General features: G+C 59.5%; 20 protein-coding genes. 10 read left to right on the forward strand and 10 right to left on the reverse strand.

Annotated elements, in window-relative coordinates:
- Positions 1–102: 102 nt before the first annotated feature.
- Positions 103–963, reverse strand: a complete 861-nt coding sequence (gene cyoA, locus ATO7_RS11495; RefSeq protein ID WP_206044909.1) for a ubiquinol oxidase subunit II — start codon at positions 961–963, stop codon at positions 103–105.
- A 153-nt stretch (positions 964–1,116) separates the two neighbouring features.
- Positions 1,117–2,496, reverse strand: coding sequence for a class II fumarate hydratase (locus tag ATO7_RS11500; RefSeq protein WP_083561929.1), 1,380 nt, complete (start codon positions 2,494–2,496; stop codon positions 1,117–1,119).
- A gap of 252 nt (positions 2,497–2,748) precedes the next feature.
- Between ATO7_RS11500 and ATO7_RS11505 the strand changes: the two genes are divergently transcribed.
- Complete coding sequence (locus ATO7_RS11505; protein WP_083561930.1) at positions 2,749–4,065, forward strand: sulfotransferase; 1,317 nt, start codon at positions 2,749–2,751, stop codon at positions 4,063–4,065.
- A 13-nt stretch (positions 4,066–4,078) separates the two neighbouring features.
- Here the strand turns inward: ATO7_RS11505 and ATO7_RS11510 are convergent, their stop codons facing one another.
- The 4 genes from ATO7_RS11510 to ATO7_RS11525 form a co-directional block, all read right to left on the reverse strand.
- Positions 4,079–4,477 carry a YbaN family protein gene (locus tag ATO7_RS11510; RefSeq protein ID WP_083561931.1) on the reverse strand — a complete coding sequence of 133 codons (399 nt, stop codon included), beginning with the start codon at positions 4,475–4,477 and terminating at the stop codon, positions 4,079–4,081.
- 66 nt (positions 4,478–4,543) lie between these two features.
- Positions 4,544–5,743, reverse strand: a complete 1,200-nt coding sequence (locus ATO7_RS11515) for a methanobactin export MATE transporter MbnM (RefSeq protein ID WP_083561932.1) — start codon at positions 5,741–5,743, stop codon at positions 4,544–4,546.
- Positions 5,740–6,627, reverse strand: a complete 888-nt coding sequence (locus ATO7_RS11520) for an MbnP family copper-binding protein (RefSeq protein ID WP_158523175.1) — start codon at positions 6,625–6,627, stop codon at positions 5,740–5,742. Before ATO7_RS11520 ends, ATO7_RS11515 begins: the two co-directional genes overlap by 4 nt.
- Before the next feature lie 108 nt (positions 6,628–6,735).
- The gene (locus ATO7_RS11525) at positions 6,736–7,128 is read right to left on the reverse strand and encodes a hypothetical protein (RefSeq protein ID WP_083561934.1); all 393 of its coding nucleotides are present in this window, start codon (positions 7,126–7,128) and stop codon (positions 6,736–6,738) included.
- Positions 7,129–7,342: 214 nt separating this feature from the next.
- Between ATO7_RS11525 and ATO7_RS11530 the strand changes: the two genes are divergently transcribed.
- The 4 genes from ATO7_RS11530 to ATO7_RS11545 are packed head-to-tail and all read left to right on the forward strand — an operon-like array spanning position 7,343 to position 11,720.
- Positions 7,343–9,514, forward strand: a complete 2,172-nt coding sequence (locus ATO7_RS11530; RefSeq protein ID WP_158523176.1) for a TonB-dependent receptor — start codon at positions 7,343–7,345, stop codon at positions 9,512–9,514.
- 57 nt (positions 9,515–9,571) lie between these two features.
- Positions 9,572–9,847: a hypothetical protein gene (locus tag ATO7_RS11535; protein WP_083561936.1), complete on the forward strand. Its 276-nt coding sequence runs from the start codon at positions 9,572–9,574 to the stop codon at positions 9,845–9,847.
- On the forward strand, positions 9,844–11,439 hold the full coding sequence (locus ATO7_RS11540; protein WP_083561937.1) for a PepSY-associated TM helix domain-containing protein: 1,596 nt from the start codon (positions 9,844–9,846) through the stop codon (positions 11,437–11,439). The genes ATO7_RS11535 and ATO7_RS11540 overlap by 4 nt, the downstream gene beginning before the upstream one ends.
- Positions 11,436–11,720, forward strand: coding sequence for a hypothetical protein (locus ATO7_RS11545; protein WP_083561938.1), 285 nt, complete (start codon positions 11,436–11,438; stop codon positions 11,718–11,720). The genes ATO7_RS11540 and ATO7_RS11545 overlap by 4 nt, the downstream gene beginning before the upstream one ends.
- Positions 11,721–11,878: 158 nt before the next feature.
- Here the strand turns inward: ATO7_RS11545 and ATO7_RS11550 are convergent, their stop codons facing one another.
- Positions 11,879–12,277, reverse strand: a complete 399-nt coding sequence (locus ATO7_RS11550; RefSeq protein ID WP_083561939.1) for a hypothetical protein — start codon at positions 12,275–12,277, stop codon at positions 11,879–11,881.
- A 180-nt stretch (positions 12,278–12,457) separates the two neighbouring features.
- Here ATO7_RS11550 and ATO7_RS11555 point away from each other — a divergent pair, with 180 nt between their 5' ends.
- The 3 genes from ATO7_RS11555 to ATO7_RS11565 are packed head-to-tail and all read left to right on the forward strand — an operon-like array spanning position 12,458 to position 18,128.
- A complete protein-coding gene (locus ATO7_RS11555) occupies positions 12,458–13,807 on the forward strand; it encodes an efflux transporter outer membrane subunit (protein ID WP_158523177.1) in 1,350 nt (449 codons plus the stop codon).
- Entirely contained in the window at positions 13,804–15,030 is a 1,227-nt protein-coding gene (locus tag ATO7_RS11560; protein WP_083561941.1) for an efflux RND transporter periplasmic adaptor subunit, read from the forward strand. Before ATO7_RS11555 ends, ATO7_RS11560 begins: the two co-directional genes overlap by 4 nt.
- Positions 15,027–18,128 (forward strand): efflux RND transporter permease subunit, encoded by a 3,102-nt coding sequence (locus tag ATO7_RS11565; RefSeq protein ID WP_083561942.1) that lies wholly within the window; start codon positions 15,027–15,029, stop codon positions 18,126–18,128. Before ATO7_RS11560 ends, ATO7_RS11565 begins: the two co-directional genes overlap by 4 nt.
- Here the strand turns inward: ATO7_RS11565 and ATO7_RS11570 are convergent.
- Positions 18,125–18,946, reverse strand: a complete 822-nt coding sequence (locus ATO7_RS11570) for a prolipoprotein diacylglyceryl transferase (protein ID WP_083561943.1) — start codon at positions 18,944–18,946, stop codon at positions 18,125–18,127. The genes ATO7_RS11565 and ATO7_RS11570 overlap by 4 nt on opposite strands.
- On the opposite strand from ATO7_RS11570, the gene ATO7_RS11575 reads away from it, so the two are divergent.
- Complete coding sequence (locus ATO7_RS11575) at positions 18,920–19,864, forward strand: diacylglycerol/lipid kinase family protein (protein ID WP_083561944.1); 945 nt, start codon at positions 18,920–18,922, stop codon at positions 19,862–19,864. The two genes, ATO7_RS11570 and ATO7_RS11575, sit on opposite strands and share 27 nt — an antisense overlap.
- Positions 19,865–19,942: 78 nt before the next feature.
- Here ATO7_RS11575 and ATO7_RS11580 read toward each other — a convergent pair whose 3' ends face one another.
- Together ATO7_RS11580 and ATO7_RS11585 are read right to left on the reverse strand one after the other, a co-directional pair.
- On the reverse strand, positions 19,943–21,907 hold the full coding sequence (locus ATO7_RS11580; RefSeq protein WP_240499470.1) for a PhoX family protein: 1,965 nt from the start codon (positions 21,905–21,907) through the stop codon (positions 19,943–19,945).
- Positions 21,908–22,005: 98 nt separating this feature from the next.
- A complete protein-coding gene (locus ATO7_RS11585; RefSeq protein WP_083561946.1) occupies positions 22,006–22,953 on the reverse strand; it encodes an acyl-ACP desaturase in 948 nt (315 codons plus the stop codon).
- Positions 22,954–23,134: 181 nt separating this feature from the next.
- Between ATO7_RS11585 and ATO7_RS11590 the strand changes: the two genes are divergently transcribed.
- The gene (locus ATO7_RS11590; RefSeq protein WP_146680315.1) at positions 23,135–24,448 is read left to right on the forward strand and encodes an MATE family efflux transporter; all 1,314 of its coding nucleotides are present in this window, start codon (positions 23,135–23,137) and stop codon (positions 24,446–24,448) included.
- Position 24,449 lies beyond the last annotated feature (1 nt).

A 24,449-nucleotide genomic window follows, 5' to 3' on the forward strand; every position in this document is an offset into this window, starting at 1 on the left:
CGCGGACACGCTCAAGTACGTCCGTGTATCGCTTGTCATCGGCCGTCCAGGCCTCTGACAGTCCGCGACAACGCAGCACGTGTTCTCTGGCGGCAATTGCAGTCATCGCGCATTCCCCAAGGCCCCGGCATAGCGCTCGATGATTTCGCTGAACAGCAGCGGGTTAACCGAGGCGTAGTGAATCGGGGCCACATCGCGGGATTTTTCCCGCAGGTGGGCAAGCTCGCTCTCATCGAGAATCTGCGGGGCCGCTTTGACCTTGGCCACCCAGGCCTCAAAGCCGGTCTGATCCGTGGCGATGGCATCAAACTTCATGCCGGCAAAGCCAAAGCCGCTGTAGTTGGCCGAAAAGCCGCGATAGGTGCCGGCTTCGTCGGCCATCAGATGCACCCGGTTTTCCATCCCGCTCATGGCGTAGATCTGGGTGCCGAGCTGAGGAATGAAGAAGGAGTTCATCACCGTGTCGGAGGTGACCAGAAACTCCACCGGGGTATTCACTGGCATGGCCATTTCATTGATGCTGGCGATGCCCTGTTCGGGGTAGATGAACAGCCACTTCCAGTCCATGGCCACAACCTGCACAACCATGGTGGGTTTATCCGATTCGATCGGCTGGCGCGGATCAAGTGAATGAGAAGTGATCCAGGTGATCGTGGCCAGGGCAATGATGATCAGAATCGGGATGCCCCAGACCACCGCTTCGATCTTGTTCGAATGCTCCCAGTCGGGCTGGTATTCCTCGGTGCGTTTGCCTTTGCCATAACGCAACGGGAACCACACACCCATGATGGTGACCGGCACGACAACAATCAGCATGACCGCGGCACACAGGATGATCAGAAACATCTGTTCATCTGCGATCGGGCCTTTGGGGTCAAACAACCAGTAGTTGCAGCCGCTCAGGCTCATGGCTACGGCGGTCGTGATGGAAACCTGGAACAGGCGGATCAGCGTTCTTCTCACAGGGTCGTCCGAGTTAACTTGGCTTGTTCGAACATAAGTTCTGAAAAAGCAAACAAGTTCGTAATTTCAGAAAATCCTGAAAATTATAAACGAAGTTTCAGCAGGCGGGTAGCGTGGGCTCGATAGCGCTTCTGTGGCGGGCTTCGGCTGGGCTCAGAGTCCGCCTTGGGTCAGCTTGGCAGGGTCCAGCAAGGCCTCCAGTTCGGCAACGCTGAGAGTTGTGTGCTCGGCGGCCACGTCGACGATGGGGCGGCCTTGTTGGTAGGCCAGCTTGGCGATTTCCGCCGCTTTGGCGTAGCCGATGATCGGGTTGAGCGCGGTGACCAGGATCGGGTTGCGAGACAATGGGCCCTGCAGCTGTTCCTCACGCACGCGAAAGCTGGCGATGGCCTTGTCTGCCAGCAAGCGCGACACGTTACTCAGCAGCTTGATACTGCTCAGCAGATTGGCTGCGATCATCGGGAGCATGACATTCAGCTCGAAGTTTCCGGCCTGGCCACCCACGGTGATCGCGCTGTCATTGCCAATGACCTGGGCTGCAACCATGGCGGTGGCTTCCGGAATAACCGGGTTGACCTTGCCGGGCATGATGGATGATCCCGGCTGCAGCGCTTCAAGTTCGATTTCCCCCAGTCCTGCAAGCGGGCCCGAATTCATCCAGCGCAGATCATTGGCGATCTTCATGAGACTGACGGCGGTGGTCTTGAGTTGGCCGGACAGGGCAACGGCCGTGTCTTGCGAACCAATGTAAGGAAACGGATTGCGGGCTGCTGAAAAGGGGATCTGGTACAGCTGGCTCAGCTGCTCACAAAAATGTTGGGCGAAATCCTTGTGGCAGTTCACCCCGGTGCCGACGGCGGTTCCGCCTTGGCCCAGGGTTTGTATCTTGGGTTGCAATGCCTGCAAGTTTTCAAGATTGGCCTTGATCTGGTCGGCCCAGCCATACAGGGCCTGACTCATACGTACGGGCATGGCATCCATCAGGTGGGTGCGACCGGTTTTGACGTGCTTGTCGACGCTTAGGGCTTTTTCACCAATTACGCGCTGCAAATGTAAAAGCGCCGGCAGCAAATTGTGCTGAAGCTCTGCGGATGCTGCGACGTGGATACAGGTCGGGATGACGTCATTGCTGCTCTGGCCGTAATTCACGTCATCATTGGCGGAGACAGTGAGGTTGGCGCGAGCGCTGGCCAGCGTTGCGATGACCTCATTGGCATTCATGTTGGTGCTGGTGCCTGAGCCGGTTTGAAAAACATCGACCGGGAAATGGGTCATCAGGGCATCGTCCTCGAGCAGTTGCTCGCAGGCCGCAACGATGGCGCCGGCTTTTTCGGGGGGCAGTAGATTGAGCCCCGCATTGGCTTGCGCGGCTGCACTTTTGATCATCAGCAATGCCCGTATAAAGGGCTCGGGCAAGGTTTGCCCACTGATCGGAAAGTTGTCGATTGCGCGCTGGGTCTGCGCCGCATAAAGCGCATCCGCCGGAACGCTGAGCTCGCCCATGCTGTCTCGGACGATACGTGTGTGGCTCATGCTGGGACTCCGCAAGGCAACTGGCAGGTCAGGTTATGTTGTCACAATGCGCGTATAGGCTGAGCTTTTGCCCCGGCAGGCATTGAAAATGGCAATCAATTCGGGGCCCACGTAAACTTCCCGCGCACTCGGTATGCCGTGATGGTAGGGCACGCGGCATATCTGTTGCTTAAGGACTACAAACATTCTCATTCGTACCTCAGGCCCAAAGACGTGGGCCGCTGTACACCTTAAGGACAAGGTATCCAAACCATGACCGTTGCGACTTCTGACGTAGAGGCAATTGTTTTCGAAGTAATCGAAGAGTTGCTTGACACCATTGACACGGATTTCGAGGACGAGCTGTCGTCGTCTGCACTTCTGGTTGCCGACGTGGGTTTCTCTTCGATCGATTTCGTTCAGATGATCGTATCCATTGAAGAAAAGCTCGGTGCCAAAATCGGCTTTCAGGACATGCTGATGAGCGACGGCAAATACGTTGAAGATCTCAGCGTGGGGCAGGTTGTGGACTTCACCGTCAACCGCTTGAACAACCCCCAGCTTGCAGTCGCAACGCCTGAAGCGGTCGCTACGCCAGAGCCGGCCGCGGCGACTGGTCCGACGATTACCGAACAGGACGTCAGTGTGTTCACCACGCTGATCAAGCCGCGTCAGGCGGCTGGTGCGCCGCCGGCCGCGGGCAAGAACCCGCGTGCCGTTTTTGTCTTGTCACCACCGCGTTCCGGTTCGACCCTGTTGCGGGTCATGCTGGCGGGTAATCCGGCCTTGTTTGCGCCGCCTGAATTGCATGTGTTGTCGTACGCCAGCATGGACGAGCGGCGTGCCGATCTGGATGGCGAGCGCGGTGATCAATTGCGCGAAGGTGCGGTGCGTTCGCTGATGCAGACACGGGACTGGAGTGCCGAGCAGGCCCGGGATCTGATTGAATCTTACGAAGCGCGGGGCGAAAGCACCGGCGAGTTCTATGCTCAGTTGCAGCAAGGGCTGGGTCAGCGCCTGCTGGTTGATAAGACGCCGACCTATGCGTTCAGTGTCGACATTTTGCGTCAGGCAGAGACATTTTTTGACAATCCGCTGTACATCCATCTGGTGCGTCATCCTTGCGGCATGATCCGCTCGTATGAAGAGTCGGACCTGACCCGCATGATGCCTCTGATGATGAAATCGAGCGCGTTTTCATCCAGTGCCGTTGCAGAGATGATCTGGTTGATGAGCAATCGCAATATCATGCAGTTCTCGCAGCAGATTCCGGCTGAGCGCTGGTGTGCGGTGTCGTACGAAAACATTGTCAACGACCCGCAAGGCCAGATGGGCCGGTTGTGCGACTTCATGGATGTGGACTATCACGAAGACATGATTCACCCCTACAGCGACAACAACGCGCGCATGACCGATGGGGTGGATAATTCATCCAAAATGAGTGGCGATCTCAAATTCCATCTGCACAGCCAGATTGATCCGGCTGCGGCTACGCGCTGGCGTCAGTTCTGTTCGGAAGCGATGCTTGGGGAGCCAACCCTGGATCTGCTCTCAACCATTGACACCGAGGTTGCCAGGATTCGCGTCTAGGTCTTAGGCGCGTTCAAAGCTCTGGTGGCGATGGGCGCGTCAGTACGAAGATGGCCGAGCAGGTCAAAGCGATACCCTGAATGGCCAGCACCATTGGGTTGAGCTTGAGGGCCAGTGACAGGGAAAACGCGGCAATCATTGAACCGACGCCAATGATCTTGGTTTTGCGGTTGATGGCACCGTGCCGATTCCATTCATCAATGATCGGGCCGAAAACGCGGTGACGATGCAGCCAATCGTGCCAGCGTTGCGAAGAGCGTGAAAACGCGAATGCGGCGACCAGCAGGAAGGGCGTGGTGGGCAACAATGGCAGCACCACGCCAAGCGCGCCCAGAGCAACCGAAAGTACACCAAGGCTGAACCACAGTACGCGGGCTTCACGCAGATGTCGGCCTATGGTTTTTAGGTTCATGCGGGGTTGACGGGGTCGGTGATGGCCAGCCCCGCATGTTAGTCGATTGTGTGCGTTGACCGTTATCTAGGGGCAACTTTGGTGCATCGGAATGTTGCCAAACGGGTCGGCCAGCTGCGGGTCACAAACGAAACTCCAGTCGGTCAGGGCGTGCAGAAAAGCAAGCAGATCGTCCACTTCGCGGTCGCTGATTTGGAATCCGATCATCAACGGATCAGCGTACGGACTTTGCGCGCCATCTCCGGCGTCTGGGCCATCTTCAATCAGGCGGCCGCCGCGGGCATAGTGCTCCACGATTACCTCACGCAGGGTCGCGATACTGCCATCGTGCATGTAGGGCGCGGTCAGTTCGATGTTGCGCAGGGTCGGTGCGCGGAATTTGCCCATGTCTGACGGGTTTTCAGTGAATTCATAGAGACCGTGGTTGCCAGCTGGATAATTGCCGCGGTTGAGCGGCAGGCCCGGCGCCGGGCCAACGATGTTGTACAAGCCGTTGTTCTTGAACTCGATGGTTTCGATCACGCTGCCGTCGTGCTGAACCGATTGGGAAAAATTGAAGCCGCCGTGGCAATGAAAGCATTCCAGCCGTTCGGAGAAAAACAGATCGCTACCGCGTTGGGCTGCCGCTGACAGGCTCTCGCGCTGGCCGCTCTGAACCTGATCGAACGGTGCGTTGGCGGATATCAGCGACGCCGCGAAGGTGGCGAGCGCACGGGCCACGTTGTTTACTGTGATAGGGGCTTGTTCATCCGGATAGGCCGCAGCGAACAGACCGGGGTAGTCGGCATCAACACGCAGTCGATCAAGTATCTGTTCTTCGTTGTTGCTCCAGCCCAGCTCGATCGTGTCTTCGTTGAACATCACCGCCAGCGCCTGTTGGCGTAGATCGGTCAATGTCGGGTTGGCCCAGTTCTGGCGCGCGTTGTAGACCACGTTGGTCAGGCTCATGGCATTGCGCAGGTGCACGTCGCCGGTTGGGCCAACTGAGCGGGCGAGCCCGTCGGTGAAGGCATGGCGCTGTTCGTGGCAGCTGGCGCAGGAGCCGGCTGCGTTGATTGACAGGCGTTGGTCGTAGAACAGCCGGTGGCCCAACGCGATCTTCTCCGTGGTCAGAGGATTGTCGGCCGGGATCGACGGCAGCGGGAAATGAGCGGGAAGCGTGATCGGCAGCTGTGCAGCGGCGGAGGTGTTGCCACCTCCACCACCGCATGCGCTGATCAGGCCACACAGCACGGTGACAAGCAGCAGGCCCGATCGCACAATCATTGGAACAGCATCCCGTCCTGAGGCGGTACGGTTTGGCCATTCAGTCGGTAGGCCAGCCCAAGCTTGGGCATGATGTCAGCGCACTCCGGGTCGTCGATGAAGCTCATGCAGCCGGCCGCGGTGCCTTCGGTGTTGCTGGTGATGTCGGTCGCGCTCATCAGTCGAGCGGGGTCGACCGATACCGTCGGGTTATACCGGTTGCTGGGCGTCAGGTTCAGGCAGTAGGTTGGCGTGTTGGGTGCGCTGCAGGCCTGCGAGGGCGCCTCGGTCATGGATGCGCTGTCGCAACCGGTGCTACCCAGATGCAGATTGAATGCTTGATTGACGCCGTTGGGATCACCGAAGCCGTCAAAACGCATGAATTTGCGTCCACCACGCCAGTTCCAGTTCATCGCCGGCAGATTCAGTGGGCTCGGGGTGTCGCTGGCGGTGACGTCGCTGTGGTTCAAGGCGAACGGCACGCCCAGGGTGAAGCACAGCTGGGTGTAATCGCCCGGAGCAACCTGGGCGTCAACGGTGAAATTGCTTGGCGGCGTTTCGGCCCCGGTGTCACAGCCCGAGACCAGGCCCAGCAGCGCAACATTGTGCTCGCCGGAGTCGTATTGCAGGCCATCGCCGCGATCGTCGAGTTCAAGCGCGTATTGGTTGTCTGAGGCATCACGCATATGGAAGTCGCTGGCATACCAGCGGTATTCAACCAGCTTGTAATCGCTGGCCGGTTGGCCAACGCTGCTGGGGTACAGGCCGTTACAGGTCAACGCTTGCCCAGCGAGCTTGGCGTCAAATTGAATGGATACGGCTTCTCGGTTGTTGCTGGAGCTGTCATCGCATGCACTCAGTGCAATGCCGAGTGCAGCCAGCGGCAAAATCAGTTGGATTTTCATTGGGTGATCCTTGCAATGCCCACGCAGGGCAGGGCGCGCAGTGATTGCGCGCGAAAACATCAGGCGCATACAGGCGGCGCCTTGCAAACGTTTAGAGGTCGCCTTGAATCAGGCGGTGCAAGGGGGTGGGGCGCGCGACTGGTAGGCGGCCCAGGTGCGCATGCTGCGCGGGATGTCGCGTGGGGGTACGGCGTGCGAAGAAACGCGCAGAAGATAAAGCACCAGCGCGATGGCCAATACAAAAGCGCTGGCCAAACTGCCCAGGCTGAGACACAGCTCCAATTGGCCTGGATGTGTATCGTCGGCAGCAACAAGCCCTGGTGGAGCGATGTCACGCATTTTGGCTAACAGTGCCGGCGAGATGGTGCCGCAAAATGCGTAGAGCAGCCCGTCGCCATTGTGTTTCGCCCAGTTGCTGGCGTGCAGCGTCGGCGTCACCAGCTGGCTGATCAAAGCCAGGATGATGAGCAGACTGGGCAGACTACGAAGAGGGCGACGCATCACCTAAGAATAGCATTGAGCGCATCGCAAAGGCGCCGCTAAGGTGCCCCTGTTGGGCTGGCGGTACTGTGGCGCCGATTGCGGCGCAGGCTGGGCCGAACTTACAATTAATAATCGTTTTCATTATTAATCGTGCTTGCTCATGTTCAGCTCTACCTGCGTGTCGTTCGCACCCGCTTCGCTCATCCCGCACCGGACACACGCAGGCGCTGCATTGCTGCTCGCACTGTATGGCGCCACCGCGGGGGCTGACGAAGTCATCACCTTGCCTGAGGCGACGCCGGCGCCGGTCAGCGCTGATGCCGCAGTGGAGCTGACGCCACTGACCGTCTCGGGAGAGAAACTCGGACGTGCGCTGGAGGAAACCACCAGCAGCGTGGTGGTGGTGACGCAGGATGATATGGATGCTGCACCGGTGGCTTCGGTAAAAGACGTGGTGACGCGCTTTGCCAACGTGGTGGGGGCTGCAGGTGACCGCGAGATTGCAATTCGTGGTGTTCCGCAGGGCGGGATCGGCGGCGAGGGCGACACCATCAGTGTGTACCTTAACGGTGTGGCCTTGCCGTCGCGTGCGGCCTCATTTGCCGGGCCGCTGTCCGCTTGGGACCTGGAACGGCTGGAATTGCTGCGTGGGGCCCAGTCGAGCAATCAGGGACGGAACAGTCTGGCTGGGTCAGTTGTGCTGGAGACCGTGCAACCGACGCAAGACTGGGATCTGCGCTTGCGTGCGGGCGTGATGAGCCGTGATGGCCATGATTATGCGCTCGCCGCTGGCGGACCATTGGGCGATAGCCTGGCCTTTCGGGTTGCCCTGCAGGACCGCTATGACAACGGTGATGTCACCAATGTGACGCGCAATGAAGATGACGCGCAGCGCTACGACAACCGCAACGGTCGCGTCAGTCTGGCCTGGGCGCCTGCAACAGACAGTGATTATCAGCTGCGCTACAGCTACATCCGCGCTGACACTGAATTTGGCGAGGCGCTGCATGACGCCTCTGGCGGTGAGCGCACCGCTACCAGCAACGTACGCGGTGGAGAAGATGACCGCACGCAGCTGCATAGCCTGCGCCAACAGATCGAATTGGGCTCGGCCTGGCGGCTTGAAGCCATCAGCGGCTACACCCGCTTTGAGAACGTCAACGTGATTGATTTCGACCGCACCGAGAGCGAGGGCGGGTATTCGGACAACTTCGAAGATGACCGCATTCTCAGTCAGGAATTGCGGGCTCAGTACACCGGCCAAACCATTCGTGCGGTGATCGGGGCATATTACGCTGACGGTGATACGGATACGCTCACCCTGGGGCGAGACGTATCCAGCGCGGGTGGACTGGTGCTGATCAACGGTTTTGTCGACGGTGAGTCCAGCACTCGTACAGGCGCGCTGTTTGCCGAGGCTGATTGGGACTTTGCATCAGCCTGGCGCGCCACCGCCGGGGTCAGGATCAATCGTGAACTGAACAGCTATCGCGGTGTTTCGGATCTTGATCTGACTCTAACCGGTTCGGTGCCGGGATTGCCACTGGACCTGCCGATCGGTGTTCCATTGCCCGATGCGCTAAGCGATGGATTGGCCGTGCTGCTGCCCAGCTTTGTGCCGCCCGACTACGATGACGGTGATCGCAATGCGTTTACCGATGTGCTGCCCAAGCTCGGGCTCACCTGGTTCGTCAGCGATGCCACAACTTTGGGCTTGAGCTATCAGGAAGGCTACCGCTCCGGCGGTGTCAGCATGTCGTTTTTCGGTGGCGCGGTGAGTCCCTACAAACCGGAATACACCCGCACGGGTGAGCTGGCCGTGCGCAGTCGCTGGTTTGATCAACGCTTGATGCTCAACGCCAATCTGTTCTACACCGACTGGCGTGATCAACAGGTCACGATCGGTGAAACCTCGGGTTTCGAAACCGTAACCACCAACGCCGGGCGTTCCCATTACTACGGGATCGAAACGGAACTGGTCTGGGCCTTCAGCGGACCCTTTGAGCTTTTCGCATCGATAGGTTTGCTGCGCAGTGAATTTGATGAATTCGTCAACGAGGGCGAGGATTACGCCAACAATCAGTTTCCCTACGCGCCGGAGGAAACCGCCAGTCTGGGGCTCAATTTGTTGAGTTGGAAAAATCTGTCAGGGCAGCTTTCGGCCCATTACATCGGCGAGTTCTACAGTGATCCCGACAACGATGAGCGAACCTTGTCCGACGAACGCGTTTTGCTCAATGCCAAGCTTGCCTATCAGATCAATCGGCAATTTAGCGTGGCTGTGTTCGGACGTAATCTGACCGATGAGCTCAACCAGCAAGGCGCGCTGGTTTCGGGTGATCGTGTGGCCAGCCGTTACGGAGAGCCACGCAGTGTGGGTGCGATGATCGAATGGCAACTATAAGGTGAGCACATTGAGACCGACCTACAACAGCGACCGCGTCAGCGGGCTGGAAGACTTATGAACTACCGACCTTGGGTGCGTGGTGTACTGGCTGGTCCGCTGAGTTTTATCTGCAGCTGGTTATTGATGGCCGGGGCGGCGTTGTATTTGCCAGGCGGTCGAGCCGGTGTGGACAACATGGTCTTTCCGGTGGTCCTGTTTCCGGTCGTTTGGAGCCTGCTGTTTCTGTATACGCTGTTGGACCGGCGCCTGATCAGGGCTTACGCCGTCGTGCTGGCACTTGGGCTTATTCACGCCGTGCTGATCGCGCAACAATTGGGGGTGGCGACATGATCAAACTGTCGCAAGACAACACACGTCGTGTGCTGGATATTCATGGTTGGTCGGGTGTTGTGCTTGGCCTGTTGCTCTATGCGGTGATTTGTACCGGCACCGTTGCTGTGTTTTCGGAGGAAATCAGCAATTGGTCGAGTCCTCTGGCCGGCGAAACGGTTGAAGGCTTTCCGGTCGGCTTCGATGAGGTATTCCAGCGTCTGTATGCGGAGGTTGACCCGCGCTGGCGCGAGGAGGTGGCTGCTTTCGTGGCGCACGGTGGGCGCATTTATTTGCGCTTTGAAGGCGAGCTTGAAGCACAAGACGAGGACGCCGGCCATCACGAACACTATGGTGTGGAGTACCAGATCGACGGCAATACGCTGGAGGTGCTCAAGCGCACCGAAGGTCTGGAGGAGGAACTCGCCGCTTCGCGCGAGGCCGGAGCCTTGGCCGACTTCTTCGTCGATCTGCATGTGCGCCTTCATCTGCCCAATCCCTGGGGTTTGTTCCTGACCGGCGTTCTGGGGCTGGGCATGATGGTGGCGGCCCTGACCGGCTTTGTCGTACACCGCCATCTGATTCGTGAGGCCTTCACCATCCGCCGCAACAAGGAAGCGTTGCTGCGCTCCCGCGATGCTCATGTCATTGCAGGAACCTGGAGTTTGCCATTCGCTTTTGTACTGGCGTTTACCGGCAGTTTTTTCAGTTTTGCCAGCAGCGTGGGGCTGCCGGCGATGGCTATGGTGGTGTTCAGTGGCGACCAGGAGCGCGCCCTGGCGGAGGTGTTCAATGTGCATGAACCCTACGATGAAAGCCCGGCAGCAGTGGCCAATATTGACGACATGCTGGCCGACGCAAGCCGCCGGGGTGGCGCGGACGCGGTGTTTATTTCGATGAACTATGTAGGACGCAAGGATGCGTTTGCGCGCGTTTTTACGCGCGTGGAAGAGGGGCATTTAAGCGGGCGTGCATTTGATTATTCTGCAGCCAGCGGGGCGTTCCTTTATGAAAACCCGGTTCTGGTGGGTAAGCAGCCGTCTGCAGGTAACAGTGTTGCTGCACTTATGACGCCGCTGCATTTTGGACATTTCGCCGGTTGGGTATCCAAAGCCGTTTGGTTTGCGCTGGGTTTTGCTGGGGCCTACGTCACCCTGACCGGCATGTTGTTGTGGACTTTGCGAAGGGCTGAGCGGCCTGCCTGGCAGCGCATGTCGGGTGCCGTGCACTGGATGGGGTATGGCTTGCCGTTGGCCATGGTCTTAACCGCTCACGGGTTTTTCTGGGCACGTGCGATCGAGGCCCCGGTGGGGCAGGTTCAGTGGGCGGTGTTCTGGGCAACGGCTGTTGTGGCGGCCATCGTGGTCAAAGCGCTTTCAGCTCAACACGCACGTCACTGGATGGTGCGCTTTACTGGGGTGGGTTTGCTGCTGCTTCCGCTCAGCCGCTGGCTGTGCGATGGCATTTCGTGGGTGCAAGCCCTGAGCTATGGGCAGCATGTTGTGCCGAGTTTGGATATGGCCTTGTTGCTGGCAGGCGGGTTCTGCCTGTGGCCCCGCTCAAATCGCAAGGCCGAGCATGATGTCGTGAGCAGCGCGGAGGCCACAGCATGACCGTTGGACTGCTCGCGGCATTGATCAGCATCGTGCCTCTGTGGTTGCTAGCCGGTGGCGATCCCAAGCGTCTCAGGGCGACGCGGCAGCGTGAACGGGCGCCGCATGGTCGCGGTATGCGCATGGGTTTGTTTGGGCTTGCCCTGTTACCTGGGCTGGTACTGGTTGTTGTGGCCGGTGCGGCGGCGGTGCTGATCTGGTTCGGAGCGGTAACCGTTGCGGGTTGGCTGATTGCCGAAACGCGAGCGCCACGGTCGCTGATTTCATCGGGCGCCACATAGTTGCGGCGCGAGCGCGCAGAACGATTCCTAAATAAAAATTGTAATAAGAATCATTCTCATGTTATAGTGGCCTCACTTGGCGGTTCCCATTCGTCAAGTCTCCTCATCGTGTTCAGCCGGGGCGGGTTTCCGCTCCGGCTGTTTTCTATCCGATGAGTCTAGATTGAGCCTTTTTCAAACACGTCCAGTTCGCCCAGCGGTCGCTCCTGGCCTTGCAAAAGGATGCGATAGCTGCCCAGCGTGTGTGCATGAAAATGCACCGCTGTAACCTGGTCGGCAAGCAGTTCGGCGTGGACGCCGTAATCCTCAATCGTGAGCGTGTATGCGGCATCACTGTCAATCAGCAGTTTGACGTTCATACCCAACGGAATGCGCAACTGATTGGTGCCCAGCACCAGTTCGCCATCACCAATAAACCATTCCACGTCCAGGGTCACCGCGGCTTCGTCGGGTTTGGCCGCTCCGCTGATGCCACCGCTGGATGACGTCATGAACCACGCCAGCGCGGCTGCTGCGAGCACAAAAACACCTAACGCCAAGACGGCGATTTTCTTCATTGTCCCTCTCCCGACGGAATGATCCGCCCCACATCATTTATTGTTGAGGGCGTGATTGGACCTAATCTGATCACAACAATCAACCAACAAAGTGTTTGCTTGCCGTTACAGGTCAACCAAAATGCTTGCGCTGCGTTGTCGTGTTTCGCGCGCACTGCACACCAGAAATTCAGGGGATTGATGAAAAGACTATTGCCGGTTTGGGCCTTGGTCGTGTCCGCTTGCACGGTCACGCCCGAGCGCGCCAGCGTGGAACCGTCGCTGCCGGATCAGTTTGTTCATGCCGGTGAACAAGCGGCGCCTGATCTGTGGTGGCAGGCCTGGCCACAACAGGAGCTCGGCCCCCTGATTGAGCAAGCATTTTCTGACAATCCAGGCTTGGCCCAGACCCAGGCACGCCTGGGCGCCGCACAGGCCAGCCTGGCGAGTAGCCAGGCCGAACTGTTCCCCAGTCTGAGCGCCTCCGCCGAGGTCAGCGACGGATTTGCCGACAGCACGGCGCAGCACAGCACCCGTATCGGTCTGGCTGCCGCCTATGAGGTCGATCTTTGGGGGCGTGTGCGTAACCAGCGCGCGGCATCTTTGCTGGAAGCGCAAGCCACCGAGCAGGATTTGCGTGCAGCGGAGATCAGCTTGTCGGCCAGTGTGGCAAGCTTGTGGTTCCAGATCGGTGCTGCACGTGAACGCCTGGATCTGATCCGCATTGACCGGCGCAACTATGAGACAACCCTGAGCCTTATAGAAACACGTTACCGGCAAGGCCAGCTGAGCGCCGGCAATGTGCTGCAACAGCGTCAATTGTTGGAGTCCACCCGTGCCAGCGAGGCTTCTGCGGTGAGCGAACTGGCGGTCCTGCGCCACGCTTTGAGCGAGACGCTTGGCGGTGACTGGCAGGAGGACTGGAACGGTGCCAAGAACTGGCAGGTGCCGCCCATGCCATACACCGGCGTGGCGGCCCGGAGTGTGATGCGCAGGCCCGATGTCGAGCAGGCCTGGTTACGCGTGCTGGCAGCTGATCACAGTGTTGGTGCCGCGATTGCTGCGCGTTTTCCGCAACTGGATTTGAGTCTGAGTGCGACCAGCAACAATGCCGGTGCGCTTGATGTCTTCGATCAGTGGATCGGGAGTATGGCCGCGTCGCTGCTCGGCCCGATTTTTGATGGCGGTGCGCGGCGTGCAGAGGTGGAGCGCCAGCGCGCCATTCTGGATCAGCGCATTGCGGAGTTCCGGGCCCAGACTCTGCTCGCTTTTCGAGAAGTTCAGGATGCGCTGGTGAACGACCGCGCCCTGCAACAGCGCGTGGCCAGTCTGCTTGAGCAGCAACGCCTGTCCGACGCGGCGGTGCAAAGCCTGCTGGTGCAGCTGCGTCATGGTGCGAGTGACTTTCCGAGTCTGCTCGATGCTCAGATCAGCTTTTCTGCCGTCAAACGAGACTTGCTCAGCGCGCGCCAGCAACTGGTTGAAAACCGTATCACCCTGTATCGCGCTCTGGCCGGTCCATTGCCCCAACAAGAAGACATCAACGCATGAGTGAAGCGCACTCCCTGACTCGCAAACCCTGGTTTTTTGGTTTGCTGATTTTCGTCATTCTTGCCAGTTCGCTGCTGATCAGTCGCGCACTCATGAACAGTGCACCAGTCGCTCAGCGCAAACCGCCGGAACGGGTTGCCCGACTGGTTGCAGCAAGTCCGGTGCTTGCCGCCAGTGAACGCGTGCAGATTCTGGCCCATGGGGCCGTGGAGGCCGCACAGCGCAGCGTGCTGGCTGCCCGCGTGAGTGGCGAAGTGGTTGAGATCAGCGATGCATTTGTGCCCGGCAACCGAGTTGCGGCAGGCACCACATTGTTGCGACTGGACCCCGCCGACTATGAGTTGGCACTGGTTGAAGCACAGGCGTCGTTGGCCACCGCTCGGGCCAGTTTGGCGCAAGAGCAGGGCAACCAGGCCGTTGCGCGCGCTGACGCAGACATTCTGAATCTGGAGGTGTCCGAGGATGAGCGGCGCTTGATGCTCAGGGAGCCGCAGCTGAGCAGTGCACGTGCCAATGTAAAGCTGGCCGAAACGGCTTTGCAGCGTGCGCGCCTGAATCTAGAACGTACACGCGTGCTGGCGCCATTCGATGGTCTTGTGCTGTCGCGCGATGTGGCACTGGGCAGTCAGGTGGCAGCGAACGGGGGTGTGCTGGGTGAACTGGCGGCCGCAGCACCTTATTGGGTCGTTTTGCGCGTACCTATCGATGCCTTGCGCTGGATCGAGTGGCCTGACCAGGATGGTCAAAGCGGTTCAGCGGTTGAGCTGCGCGATGCGGGTGATCGCAACAGCCCGAGCTGGCAAGGGCGGGTGATCCAGCTGCTCGATGCTCTGGAAACCGAGGGGCGGCGTGCCGGGGTGCTGGTCGAGATCAGTCAACCGGACGCGGGCGAGCGGCCCTTGCTGCTTGATACCTATGTTCAGGCCACTATTCACGGGCGTGAGCTGGTCGATGCATTGCGCCTGGAAAACACCTGGGTCCATGACGGGAAAGTCTGGGTGGTGGCCGATGGGCGCTTGCAGTCACGACAGATTGAGGCCGCGTATCGCGCCAGCGACCATGTGCTGGTGACCAAGGGGCTGACGGCTGGTGAGCACATCGTGACCAGCGTGCCGTCCGGTTTTGTTGACGGAATGCGCGTGCGCATTCAGGGCCGCGATGACAAGCCCGCGCGCCAGGAGGGCAAGCCCCGGGCGGCTGAGTCAGCGGAGCGGCGTCCATGAGCTCACCCACTCACGGCATGATTGCCTGGATGGCGCGCAATGGTGTTACCGCCAACTTGCTGATGATCGTGATGGTGTTCGGTGGTTTCTACGCCAGCACGCAAATTAAGAAGGAAGTGTTTCCCGAGTTCACGCTGGATTTCGTGACCGTCAGTGCATCGTATCCCGGCGCCAGTCCGGAGGATGTGGAGCAGGGCATCGTTCTGCCCATAGAGGAAGCGTTGGAGGGCGTGGTCGGTATCAAGGAGATCAACGCCACAGCGTCGGAAGGCAGCGGCTCGGTGGTGGCCGAGTTGCAGGAAGATGCCAACGCCTCCGAGGTGCTGCAGGATATTCAGCAAGTGGTGTCGCGTATCCAGACCTTTCCGGCCGATGCGGAACAACCGCAGGTTGAGCTGGCCAAGCGGGTGCGTGATGTACTCGACATACTGATCTACGGACAGACCAGCGAATGGCAGCTGCGTGAGCTGGCCGAGACGGTCCGTGATCAGTTACTGGCCTCGCCAGGAATCACCCAGGTTGAGCTTCAAGGGGCGCGTGACTACCGTATTCATGTCGATGTTTCCAGCGCACAGCTACAAGCATTCGGCTTGAGTTTGCCGGCACTTTCGCAGCGGGTGGCAGCGGCAGCCCAGGATGCCAGCGGCGGCAGTGTGGATTCGAGCAGCGGTGAGATTCTGGTGCGGGTGAATGAACGTCGCGATTGGGCGCGTGAGTTTGCGGCGCTGCCGGTGATCACCGCAGCGGATGGTGCGGTGGTGACCCTGGGCGAGATCGCTGCAGTGACCGAGGGCTTCGACGACACTCAGGAAAACTGGGCCATGTTCGATGGCCAGCGCGCGATCGGGATAGAGGTGTTCCGCATCGGCGATCAGACCCCGACCAGCGTGTCCGATGCGGTGCACGATGCGCTGGCGCCGATACAAGCCAGCTTGCCGGATGGCGTCAGCGTGGTGGTGCTTGACGATGATGCGGACATCTACCGCCAGCGTTTGGCGCTGCTGCTGAAGAATGCGTTTCTGGGCCTGATTCTGGTGTTTACGCTGCTGGCCTTGTTTCTGGAGTTCAAGCTGGCCTTCTGGGTCACCATGGGCATTCCGATTTCGTTTCTCGGTGCGTTGCTGTTCATGCCGGGGATGGCGGTCAGCATCAACATGATCTCGATGTTCGCCTTCATCATCAGCCTGGGCATTGTTGTTGACGATGCTGTGGTTGCCGGCGAGAACATCTACGAATATCGCCAGCGCGGGCTCTCCTTTCTGGAGGCCGCGATCCAAGGCGCGCGGGATATCGCGGTACCCATTACGTTCAGCGTGCTGACTAATATCGTGGCCTTCCTGCCGCTGCTGTTTGTGCCGGGCTTCATGGGCAAAGTGTGGGGTGTGATCCCGCTGGTGGTATGCACCGTATTCGCCATCAGTCTGATCGAAGCGCTATTCGTGTTACCGGCCCACCTTGCGCACTCCAAACCTTTGGCCCGTGAGTCACGCATGCGTGGCTGGCAGCAATCGTTCTCGAGTGGCTTTAGTGCCTGGGTCGAACGCATTTACCAGCCATTGGTTGAGCGTGCCGTGTCGCACCGTTATCTGACGCTGAGCATTGGCTTGGGCGCCCTGATGATAGTGATGTCTTACGCCATGAGCGGACGCATGGGCTTTGAAATGATGCCCAGCGTTGAAGGCGACCGTGCAGAGGCCACAGTGGTTCTACCGGAAGGAACGCCGCCGGAACGCGTCATCGCTGCTGAACAGGCGCTGCGCGCCGCGGCGCAAGAGGTGATTGATGGCAATGGCGGCGACCGCCTGTCGCACGGGATTTACACCAGGGTGCAACCGAGTCAGGTGCGTGCTCAGGTCTACCTGACCGAACCCGGCGTACGCCCCATCAGCACAGCTGAATTCGCACGGCAATGGCGCGAAGCGACGCCGGGACTGCCGGATGCGCGATACATTCGTTACGCCTCAACCGGGCGAGGCCCCGGTGGTGGGCCGGGTTTGAGCCTGGAGCTGACCCACCGTGACAAAGCCATTCTGGATGAAGCCAGCGCCCGTTTTGGCAATGCGCTGCGGGAGTTTCCCCAGGTCTCTGATGTAGATGATGGCGTGCGTCCGGGTAAAGACCAGTTCAATGTGCGCCTGAGCGATGCCGGACGCAGCCTGGGCCTGACCGCGCAGGACGTCGGGCAACAGATTCGCGCGGCTTTTTATGGCAACGAAGTGGTGCGCCAGTTGCGAGGTCGCAGCGAGGTGCGCGTGTTGGTGCGTTTGCCTGAGAGCGAACGCAACAGCGAGAGTGCGGTCGGTGACCTGCTGATTCGCACGCCGGCCGGAACCTATGTGCCGTTGAATCTGGTGGCCGATCTGGAGCGCGATCAAGCCGAGGGTCGTATCGTGCGGCGCAACGGTCGGCGCAGCATGGAGGTGAGTGCCAATGTCGAGCCGGACAGCGAAGCACCGCAAGTGCTGGCTGCGGTTCAAGCGCAAACCGTACCTCAGCTGATCACCGATTACCCAGGCTTGAATATTGGGTTGTCGGGGCGTCAGCAAGACATGCAGGAATCGCTCGATGCCTTGGGTACCGGGTTTTTAATTGCCTTGGCTTTGATTTACGTGCTGCTGGCCATACCGTTTTCCAGCTACTTGCAACCGGTACTGGTCATGCTGGCAATCCCGTTCGGGATTTTCGGCGCGATTATTGGTCACTGGATGATGGGCTACAGCATGAGCCTGATTTCCATCATGGGGGTGATTGCACTGTCTGGTGTCGTGGTCAACGATTCGCTGGTGATGGTGCACTACGCCAACCAACGTTGCGCCGCAGGTGACACGCCGTTCGAGGCCATCGTGAAATCCGGTGCGCGGCGCTTTCGCCCGATCTTGTTGACCACACTGTCCACCTTTGGTGGCTTGGCCCCGATGATTTTTGAGACCTCGCGTCAGGCGCGTTTCATGATCCCCATGGCCATATCAGTCGGCTACGGGATTTTGTTCGCTACCGCCATCACGCTGATTCTGGTGCCATGCCTGTATATGGTGATCGAGGACCTGCGGGCTGCAGGACGACGTGTGGCGCAGCGGTTTGCGCTGGCCTTTGACTAACGGCGTTTGTTGCGTTTTTTACCGCGGACTTTGGCACTTTCCGGGCGGCGTGTTTGCGACGTTTCGGCGGGCTTGCCGCGCAACTGAATCAGCCAGATGATGCCGGCCAGGGTGAATGCTGCGGCCACATATTGGGCCGGTGTGGCACCGAGGTAGCGGGCATCCTCCACGCGCAGGCTGTCGAGCAGAATGCGAATCGGCCCATACAAAGTGAAGAACAGGGCAATGTAAAAGCCGGCCGGGCGATCTTTATGGCGCAGCAGGTAATAGGTGATGGCAATCGGAATGGTCAGCAACCACTCGATCAGTCCAAGATCCAGACGTGGGCCATCGGGGAAGTTGACCGCAATCCAGGCGCTGCTTTCGATGCCGATGTGGTCATGCGCCAGGGTGCAGCCAAAGCGTCCAAACAACCAGGCAAAGGGAAAGGCCCAGGCCACCATGTCGACAAAGCGCAAAGCTTGCTGTGCAGGCCAGCGCTTCAAGCGCAGGATCACGGCCGCACCGATCAAACCACCCATGATGCCGCCGAACGACGACATGGATCCCCAGAATTTCAGCAACTCCAGCGGGTTGGCCATGACCTTTTCAGGGTAATATGCCAGCGCTGAAAACCAGTGCGAACCGACCAGGCCGCAGACGATTGTCCAGAACGCCAGTGCGCTGGCGTCTTCGGCGTCGATGCCATAGCGCGGTGCCTGACGTTTGACCAATTCAAGCCCCACGAATATCGCCAGCGCCACCATCAGGCCGAAGGCGTAGATGGTGTGGCCAAAAATCGTAATCGAGGGATGTTCAAGATAAGGAATCATGGCCATAGCTTAGCCGGGATCGTGCTCAACCCGCATGCCGGGTCTCTGCGACGCCGACGCTGGAACGCGAAGCGCTTGCAGCGACGCCTGGGTGAGCGGGTCAGGGTGGTGGAAACCGGCCATGTTGATGAGCTGCCGATGGCCTTGTCCGAGTTGCGTGCAGCCGGGGTCAATATGCTGGTGCCATTTGGTGGCGACGGTACCTTGTCGCGGGTGCTCTCGGCCGCGATTCCGCTGTGGCAGGAGAATTTGCCGGAACTGGTGGCGCTGCGTGCCGGCACCATGAACATGATCGCCAGTCACCTGCAGATGCCGCGAGAGGAGCCGGTAAAAACCCTCAGCGGATTGCTCGCAAAGCCGGCCAAAAGCCATGTGCTGCGGCGGCGCGCCATGCTCAGTGATGGTGGGGATGCCGGATTTACCTTTGGTTTCGGTGCGCCCGTGCGTTTTCTTGAACACTACGATGCGGGTGGGGTGCGTGCGGCTGTGCAGTTGATTGCCCGCGCGGCCTTGAGTCTGCGCAAGTACGACGGCGTCGCGGCGAAGATTTTCGAACCCATGACTGTGACCTGGGCAGGTTCGGGTGATCCCATCGAGCAAAGTCGTTTGCGTTTGTTTCTGGCCATGACCATCGACGAGTTGCCGCTGGGTTTTTGCGTGGCACCGGGCGCGGGTGAGGACACCGAGCATATGCAACTGATTCACGGCAACATGACGCCTGGTTTTGTGATTCGCAATCTGCATCGTTTTCATGCCGGCAAGCCGGTCAGCGGGCCGCAGCTGGTGCGTGAGCGTGACACCATGCTCGACTTTACGTTTGAGCAGGAGACCCGCTGGATGATGGATGGGGAGATTCATCCGGCCTGCCGCCGCTTACGCCTGGACCTGGGACCGCATGTTGAGTTTCGGGTGCCCCGGCGCTGATCTGCGTGTGCCAGCCTTGCATAAAAAAGCCCCGCTGAACGTCTCCAGCGGGGCTTTTCGGTTTTAGGCCGGTCAGGCTTAGATCACTTCGCCGCCATCTTCACGGCTGATAACCACCGTGGTTGAGCGCGGGCGTGAGGTGCCGTCGTTGGCCGGGAAGCTGCCGCCCGGATGCTGAATGTTGACGAACATGGTGCGGTAGTCCGGCGTCATCGTTACACCGGTCACTTCACACCCCGCCGGACCGACGAAGAAGCGCTTGAGCTCAGCCTGGGTGTCCGGATTGATGGTGCGATCGCCACTGAGACTGGCTGGCACGACCGCGAGCATCTGATCGTTGCCACCAAAATCCAGCGGTGCGCCATTGTCGGTCTGGATCCAAAGCACACCGCGTGGGTCGAACCAGATGCCGTCCGGGCTGCCCAGTTCGTTGTCCTGAGTCAGGCCGGATTTGTTGAAATCCGCGTCCGCATTGGCATTGGATGCAAACAGGAAGATATCCCAGTTGAAGCTGGTGGCATCAGCGCGGCTATTGTTTTCGGCCAGACGAATCACGTGACCATGACTGTTGGGGGCGCGTGGGTTGGCGGCGTTTTCATCACCTTCCTCGCGTCGTGTGTTGTTGGTCAGGGTCAGGTAGATTTCGCCCGTGGTCGGATCTGTGGTCGACCATTCCGGGCGATCCATCGGGGTCGCGCCAAGAATATCTGCGGCCGTGCGGGTGTTGACCAGCACGTCGGCCTGGCTGGAGAAATCGTTCTGCAGTGCCGGGTTGGTCGCATAGTCCAACTTGAGCCATTCGCCCGAACCGTCGGCGTTGAAACGGGCAACGTACAAGGTGCCGTTGTCGAGCATATTGGGCGACGGGTTGGCCGGGTTGTAGTTTTCCGCAGTGACGAACTTGTAGAAATACTCGAAGCGGTCATCGTCGCCCATGTAGAAGGCGACCGGCTCGCCCGCGCGGATCAGGCCTGGTTCACAGCCTTCATGGCGGATACGGCCCATGGCGGTGCGCTTGATCGGTGTGGCCGACGGGTCTTTCGGGTCAATTTCAACAATCCAGCCGAAGGTGTTGGCTTCGTTGCGATAGTCGCCGGTGGCGCTTTGTGCACTGGGAGTCAGATCAAAGCGAGCGAACTCGCCGTTCTGTTCGCTGGCATCACCGGCAACAGCGGACCAGAAGTAGCCGAATCCTGAGGCGTTGATACCCATACGGGTGGTCTCGCGCGGGGCGTTTTCATCATTGGTGATGAAATAACCCTGGATGTTCTCCTCGCAGGCCAGATAAGTGCCCCAGGGGGTGTGGCCCTTGGCGCAGTTGTTCACGGTGCCACGGGTGGTCATGCCGGTGGCATCGTAGGCGGTCTGCATGAAGCTGGAACCGGCAGCCGGACCAGACAGATTCATCGGCGTGGCTGCGGTGATGCGGCGGTTGTAGGAACTGCCCGAAACAATGCTCACGCTGCCATCAGCGGCACGTTGGACCTCGACAACGGCGACGCCGTGGGCGTTGATGTCCTTGCGTACCTGCTCCGGATCGGTCGGTTTGCCATCGGCGTCCTGACTGCGGCCATCACCCGGGTAGAGGGTTGAGTTGGAATACTCGTGGTTCATGACCAGCAGGCCGCGATCACCGCTCTCGTCCAGCGGGAAGTAATGCATGCCGTCGTGGTTTTGCCCCATCTGCTGGGCCTGTTCCGCGGCGGTATTGGTGCCATCCGCTTTGAAGGCGGGCAGTGTGCCGGTGATCGGGGTGCCCCACGGGGCGAGAATGCTGGTTTTGAAGCCGGGCGGTACGATGACCATGTCGGCATCGGTTGAGCCGGGTACTGAACTGAAGCTGAGCTTGACCGGCGAGCCATTGCTGTCGCTGTTGCAGCCGCTGATGCCGGCGCCAGCGAAGAATGTCCCGGCGGCAAGGCCAAGTCCACCGCGCAGGGTGTCGCGACGTGACAAACGTGTTTGCAGAACGTCGTTCATGCTCGGCACGTTGTCAGGGGAAATGCGCGGCTGACCCTCTTTTAGGTCCTGTCGATCGGTCACGTGTAAGTCCTCATCGTGGTTTGCGTGGTTGTAATCCGCGCAAGGCTAGAGGGCTGTTGTGACGGTTTTATTGCTGCTTTGTGACGATCCGCGCCGGGTTAGGCGGTGGATGGCAAAAACGTAAGACCCTGCGCCGGTGATGGGTCTTTTGAGCGACGCGCGGTGACCAACTCGGCCAGCTTGTGGATGCGTTCTGGCAACTCGAGCAATTTCTCACGCAAGCGTTCGCCGCTGCTCGACAAACTGTTGGCGGTGGCAATACGCCAGGTGTCCAGCAGTTGGCTGACAATCGCGGCGTAATCACGTGGGCCGTAGATGCCAGCTTGATGCGCGATATCGGAAAGCTGGCGATAGCCGGGAATGGTGTGGCCGGGCATGATCATTTTGGGCATAACCGCCCAGGCTGCCTTGAGTGCGCGCTCTGGGTCGGCCTCGAGCAGCAGCGCAAAAGTGTCGCGGTAAAACTTGTGATGGCGCGATTCGTCGGCGGCTACGCGCGACAGAATGTGTTGCAACTTGGGTTCATGCGGGGCCGCCAGCCTGGCCAGATTGGCGTGTGAGAGCTGGGTCGCTTTCTCCTGCAGGCTGGTATACGCAACCAGACGGTAGGGATCGGAGTGCCACTGAGGATTGAAGCCGGCTTCCAGGTATTCGTACTGCAGCTTTTCCAGGCCCAGCATGTCGAAGACTTTGGCGTCGCGGGCGTAGTCGCGCAGTATGCAGCCGTGGCGGTCCTCTTCTGCGGTCCACATGTTGTTCCAGTAGCCCCATGCGCTGTCTTCGCCGGTGTGCTGAGCGATCAGGCGGTGGAAATGCGGCAGCCCCTCTTCGGTCAGCAGATTCAAAGCCAGGCCGGCGCGGACCGATTCAGGCAGGCTGCGGGCACGCTGGGCCAACTCGTCGCGTTCATCGGCATCCAGCAATTCTGCGGGGAACCATAGATTGCGCTGTTCGATGTGCCGTGCAATGAGCTTTTCTATGGCCGGGCTGAGCTCATTGAGCAGACCGAGTTTCTGCTCAAGTTCCGGGCTTTGCGTGTTTTGCATGAGGGTCTCCGCGAAGGCTGGCCGATGTGCAATCGGCTCTGATGAATGCGCTAGCGTGGCGTGTTTTCATGGCGTCACGATGACAGGCATCGGGCAGGGCGAACGCGCAGGCAAGCTGGACAGGTATTCTTGCACAGTGATGCTTCGCCCCCACACTTTGCCACCATCGCCACCGAGCTGGATGCACATTGTCCAGCTCGCTTGGCCGATCGTGCTGGCCAACTGTGCCGCGCCCTTGCTGGGGCTGGTGGATACCGCAGTCATCGGGCGAACCGGGCAAACCCATGAACTTGGCGCCATCGCGCTGGGGGCATTGATCTTCAGCTTCCTGTTCTGGGCTTTCGGCTTCTTGCGCATGGGCACCACAGGATTTGTGGCGCGCGCGGCGGGCGCTGCCGATACGCTGGAAGAGCGCGCCATTGCCTGGCGCGGAGTGGGGCTTGCACTGGCTTTGGGGCTGGGTCTGCTGGTGTTGCAAATACCCCTGCTGTGGCTGGCGTTGAGCATTTTTGATGCATCACCGGCGGTTGAAGCCGCGGCACGCAACTACTTGTTGATTAGGATCTGGAGTGCGCCAGCGACCTTGGCGGGATATGTGCTGATCGGTTGGCTGATCGGTGTGGGGCGGAGCAAAGATGTGCTGCGTATTCAGCTGCTGCTCAATGGCCTGAATATCTTGCTGGATGTGTATTTCGCCGCCGTATTGGGCTGGGGACTTGAGGGCATCGCGCTGGGAACGGTGGTGGCAGAATGGCTGGCGTTGGCCTATGGCTTGCGCGTGCTGCTGCGCTGTATGCGCGAGCGGCATGTTGATCAGGATGCGCTGTTGCCCTGGTCGCGTTTGTGGGATTCGGCGGCCTTGTTGGCGCTGTTCAGTGCCAACCGCGATCTCATGATCCGTACGCTGCTCATGCTGGCAGCATTCGCCGCTTTTACCAATGCCGGCGCGCGCTTCGGAGACAGCGTGCTGGCGGCCAATCATGTGCTGTTGCAGTTGATCAGCTTCAGTGCGTTCTTTCTTGATGGCTTCGCGTTTGCGGCCGAAGGTTTGATTGGTCAGGCCATTGGTGCGCATCGTCGCGAGGTGTTCGATGCTGCGGTGATCAGATCGTCGTGCCTGTCGGCGCTAACCGCCAGCCTTATCGCGCTGTGTCTGTGCCTGTTAGGTGAGCAATTCATAAGTCTGCTCACCGATCTGAGCGCCGTACAGGAGCAGGCTCGCTTGGCTTTGCCCTGGGCTGCGACGTATGTGGCGCTATCGTTTGTGGCATTTCAGCTGGATGGGGTGTTCGTTGGTGCCGCGCGAACCGCCACCATGCGTGATACCTCGCTTGTCTCAGTGCTCGGTTTTGCCATGTTCTATGTGGTCCTTGATGCAGATCGCTACCCACATGCGTTATGGCTGTCGTTCGTGGCCTATGTGGTGTTGCGTGGCCTGACCTTGCTGGTGAAATATCCGGGCTTGCGGCGTGAAGCTTTTGCTCGCCCGGATTAAG

This window comes from Oceanococcus atlanticus, assembly GCF_002088235.1.
In the GTDB taxonomy this organism is placed as follows: domain Bacteria; phylum Pseudomonadota; class Gammaproteobacteria; order Nevskiales; family Oceanococcaceae; genus Oceanococcus; species Oceanococcus atlanticus.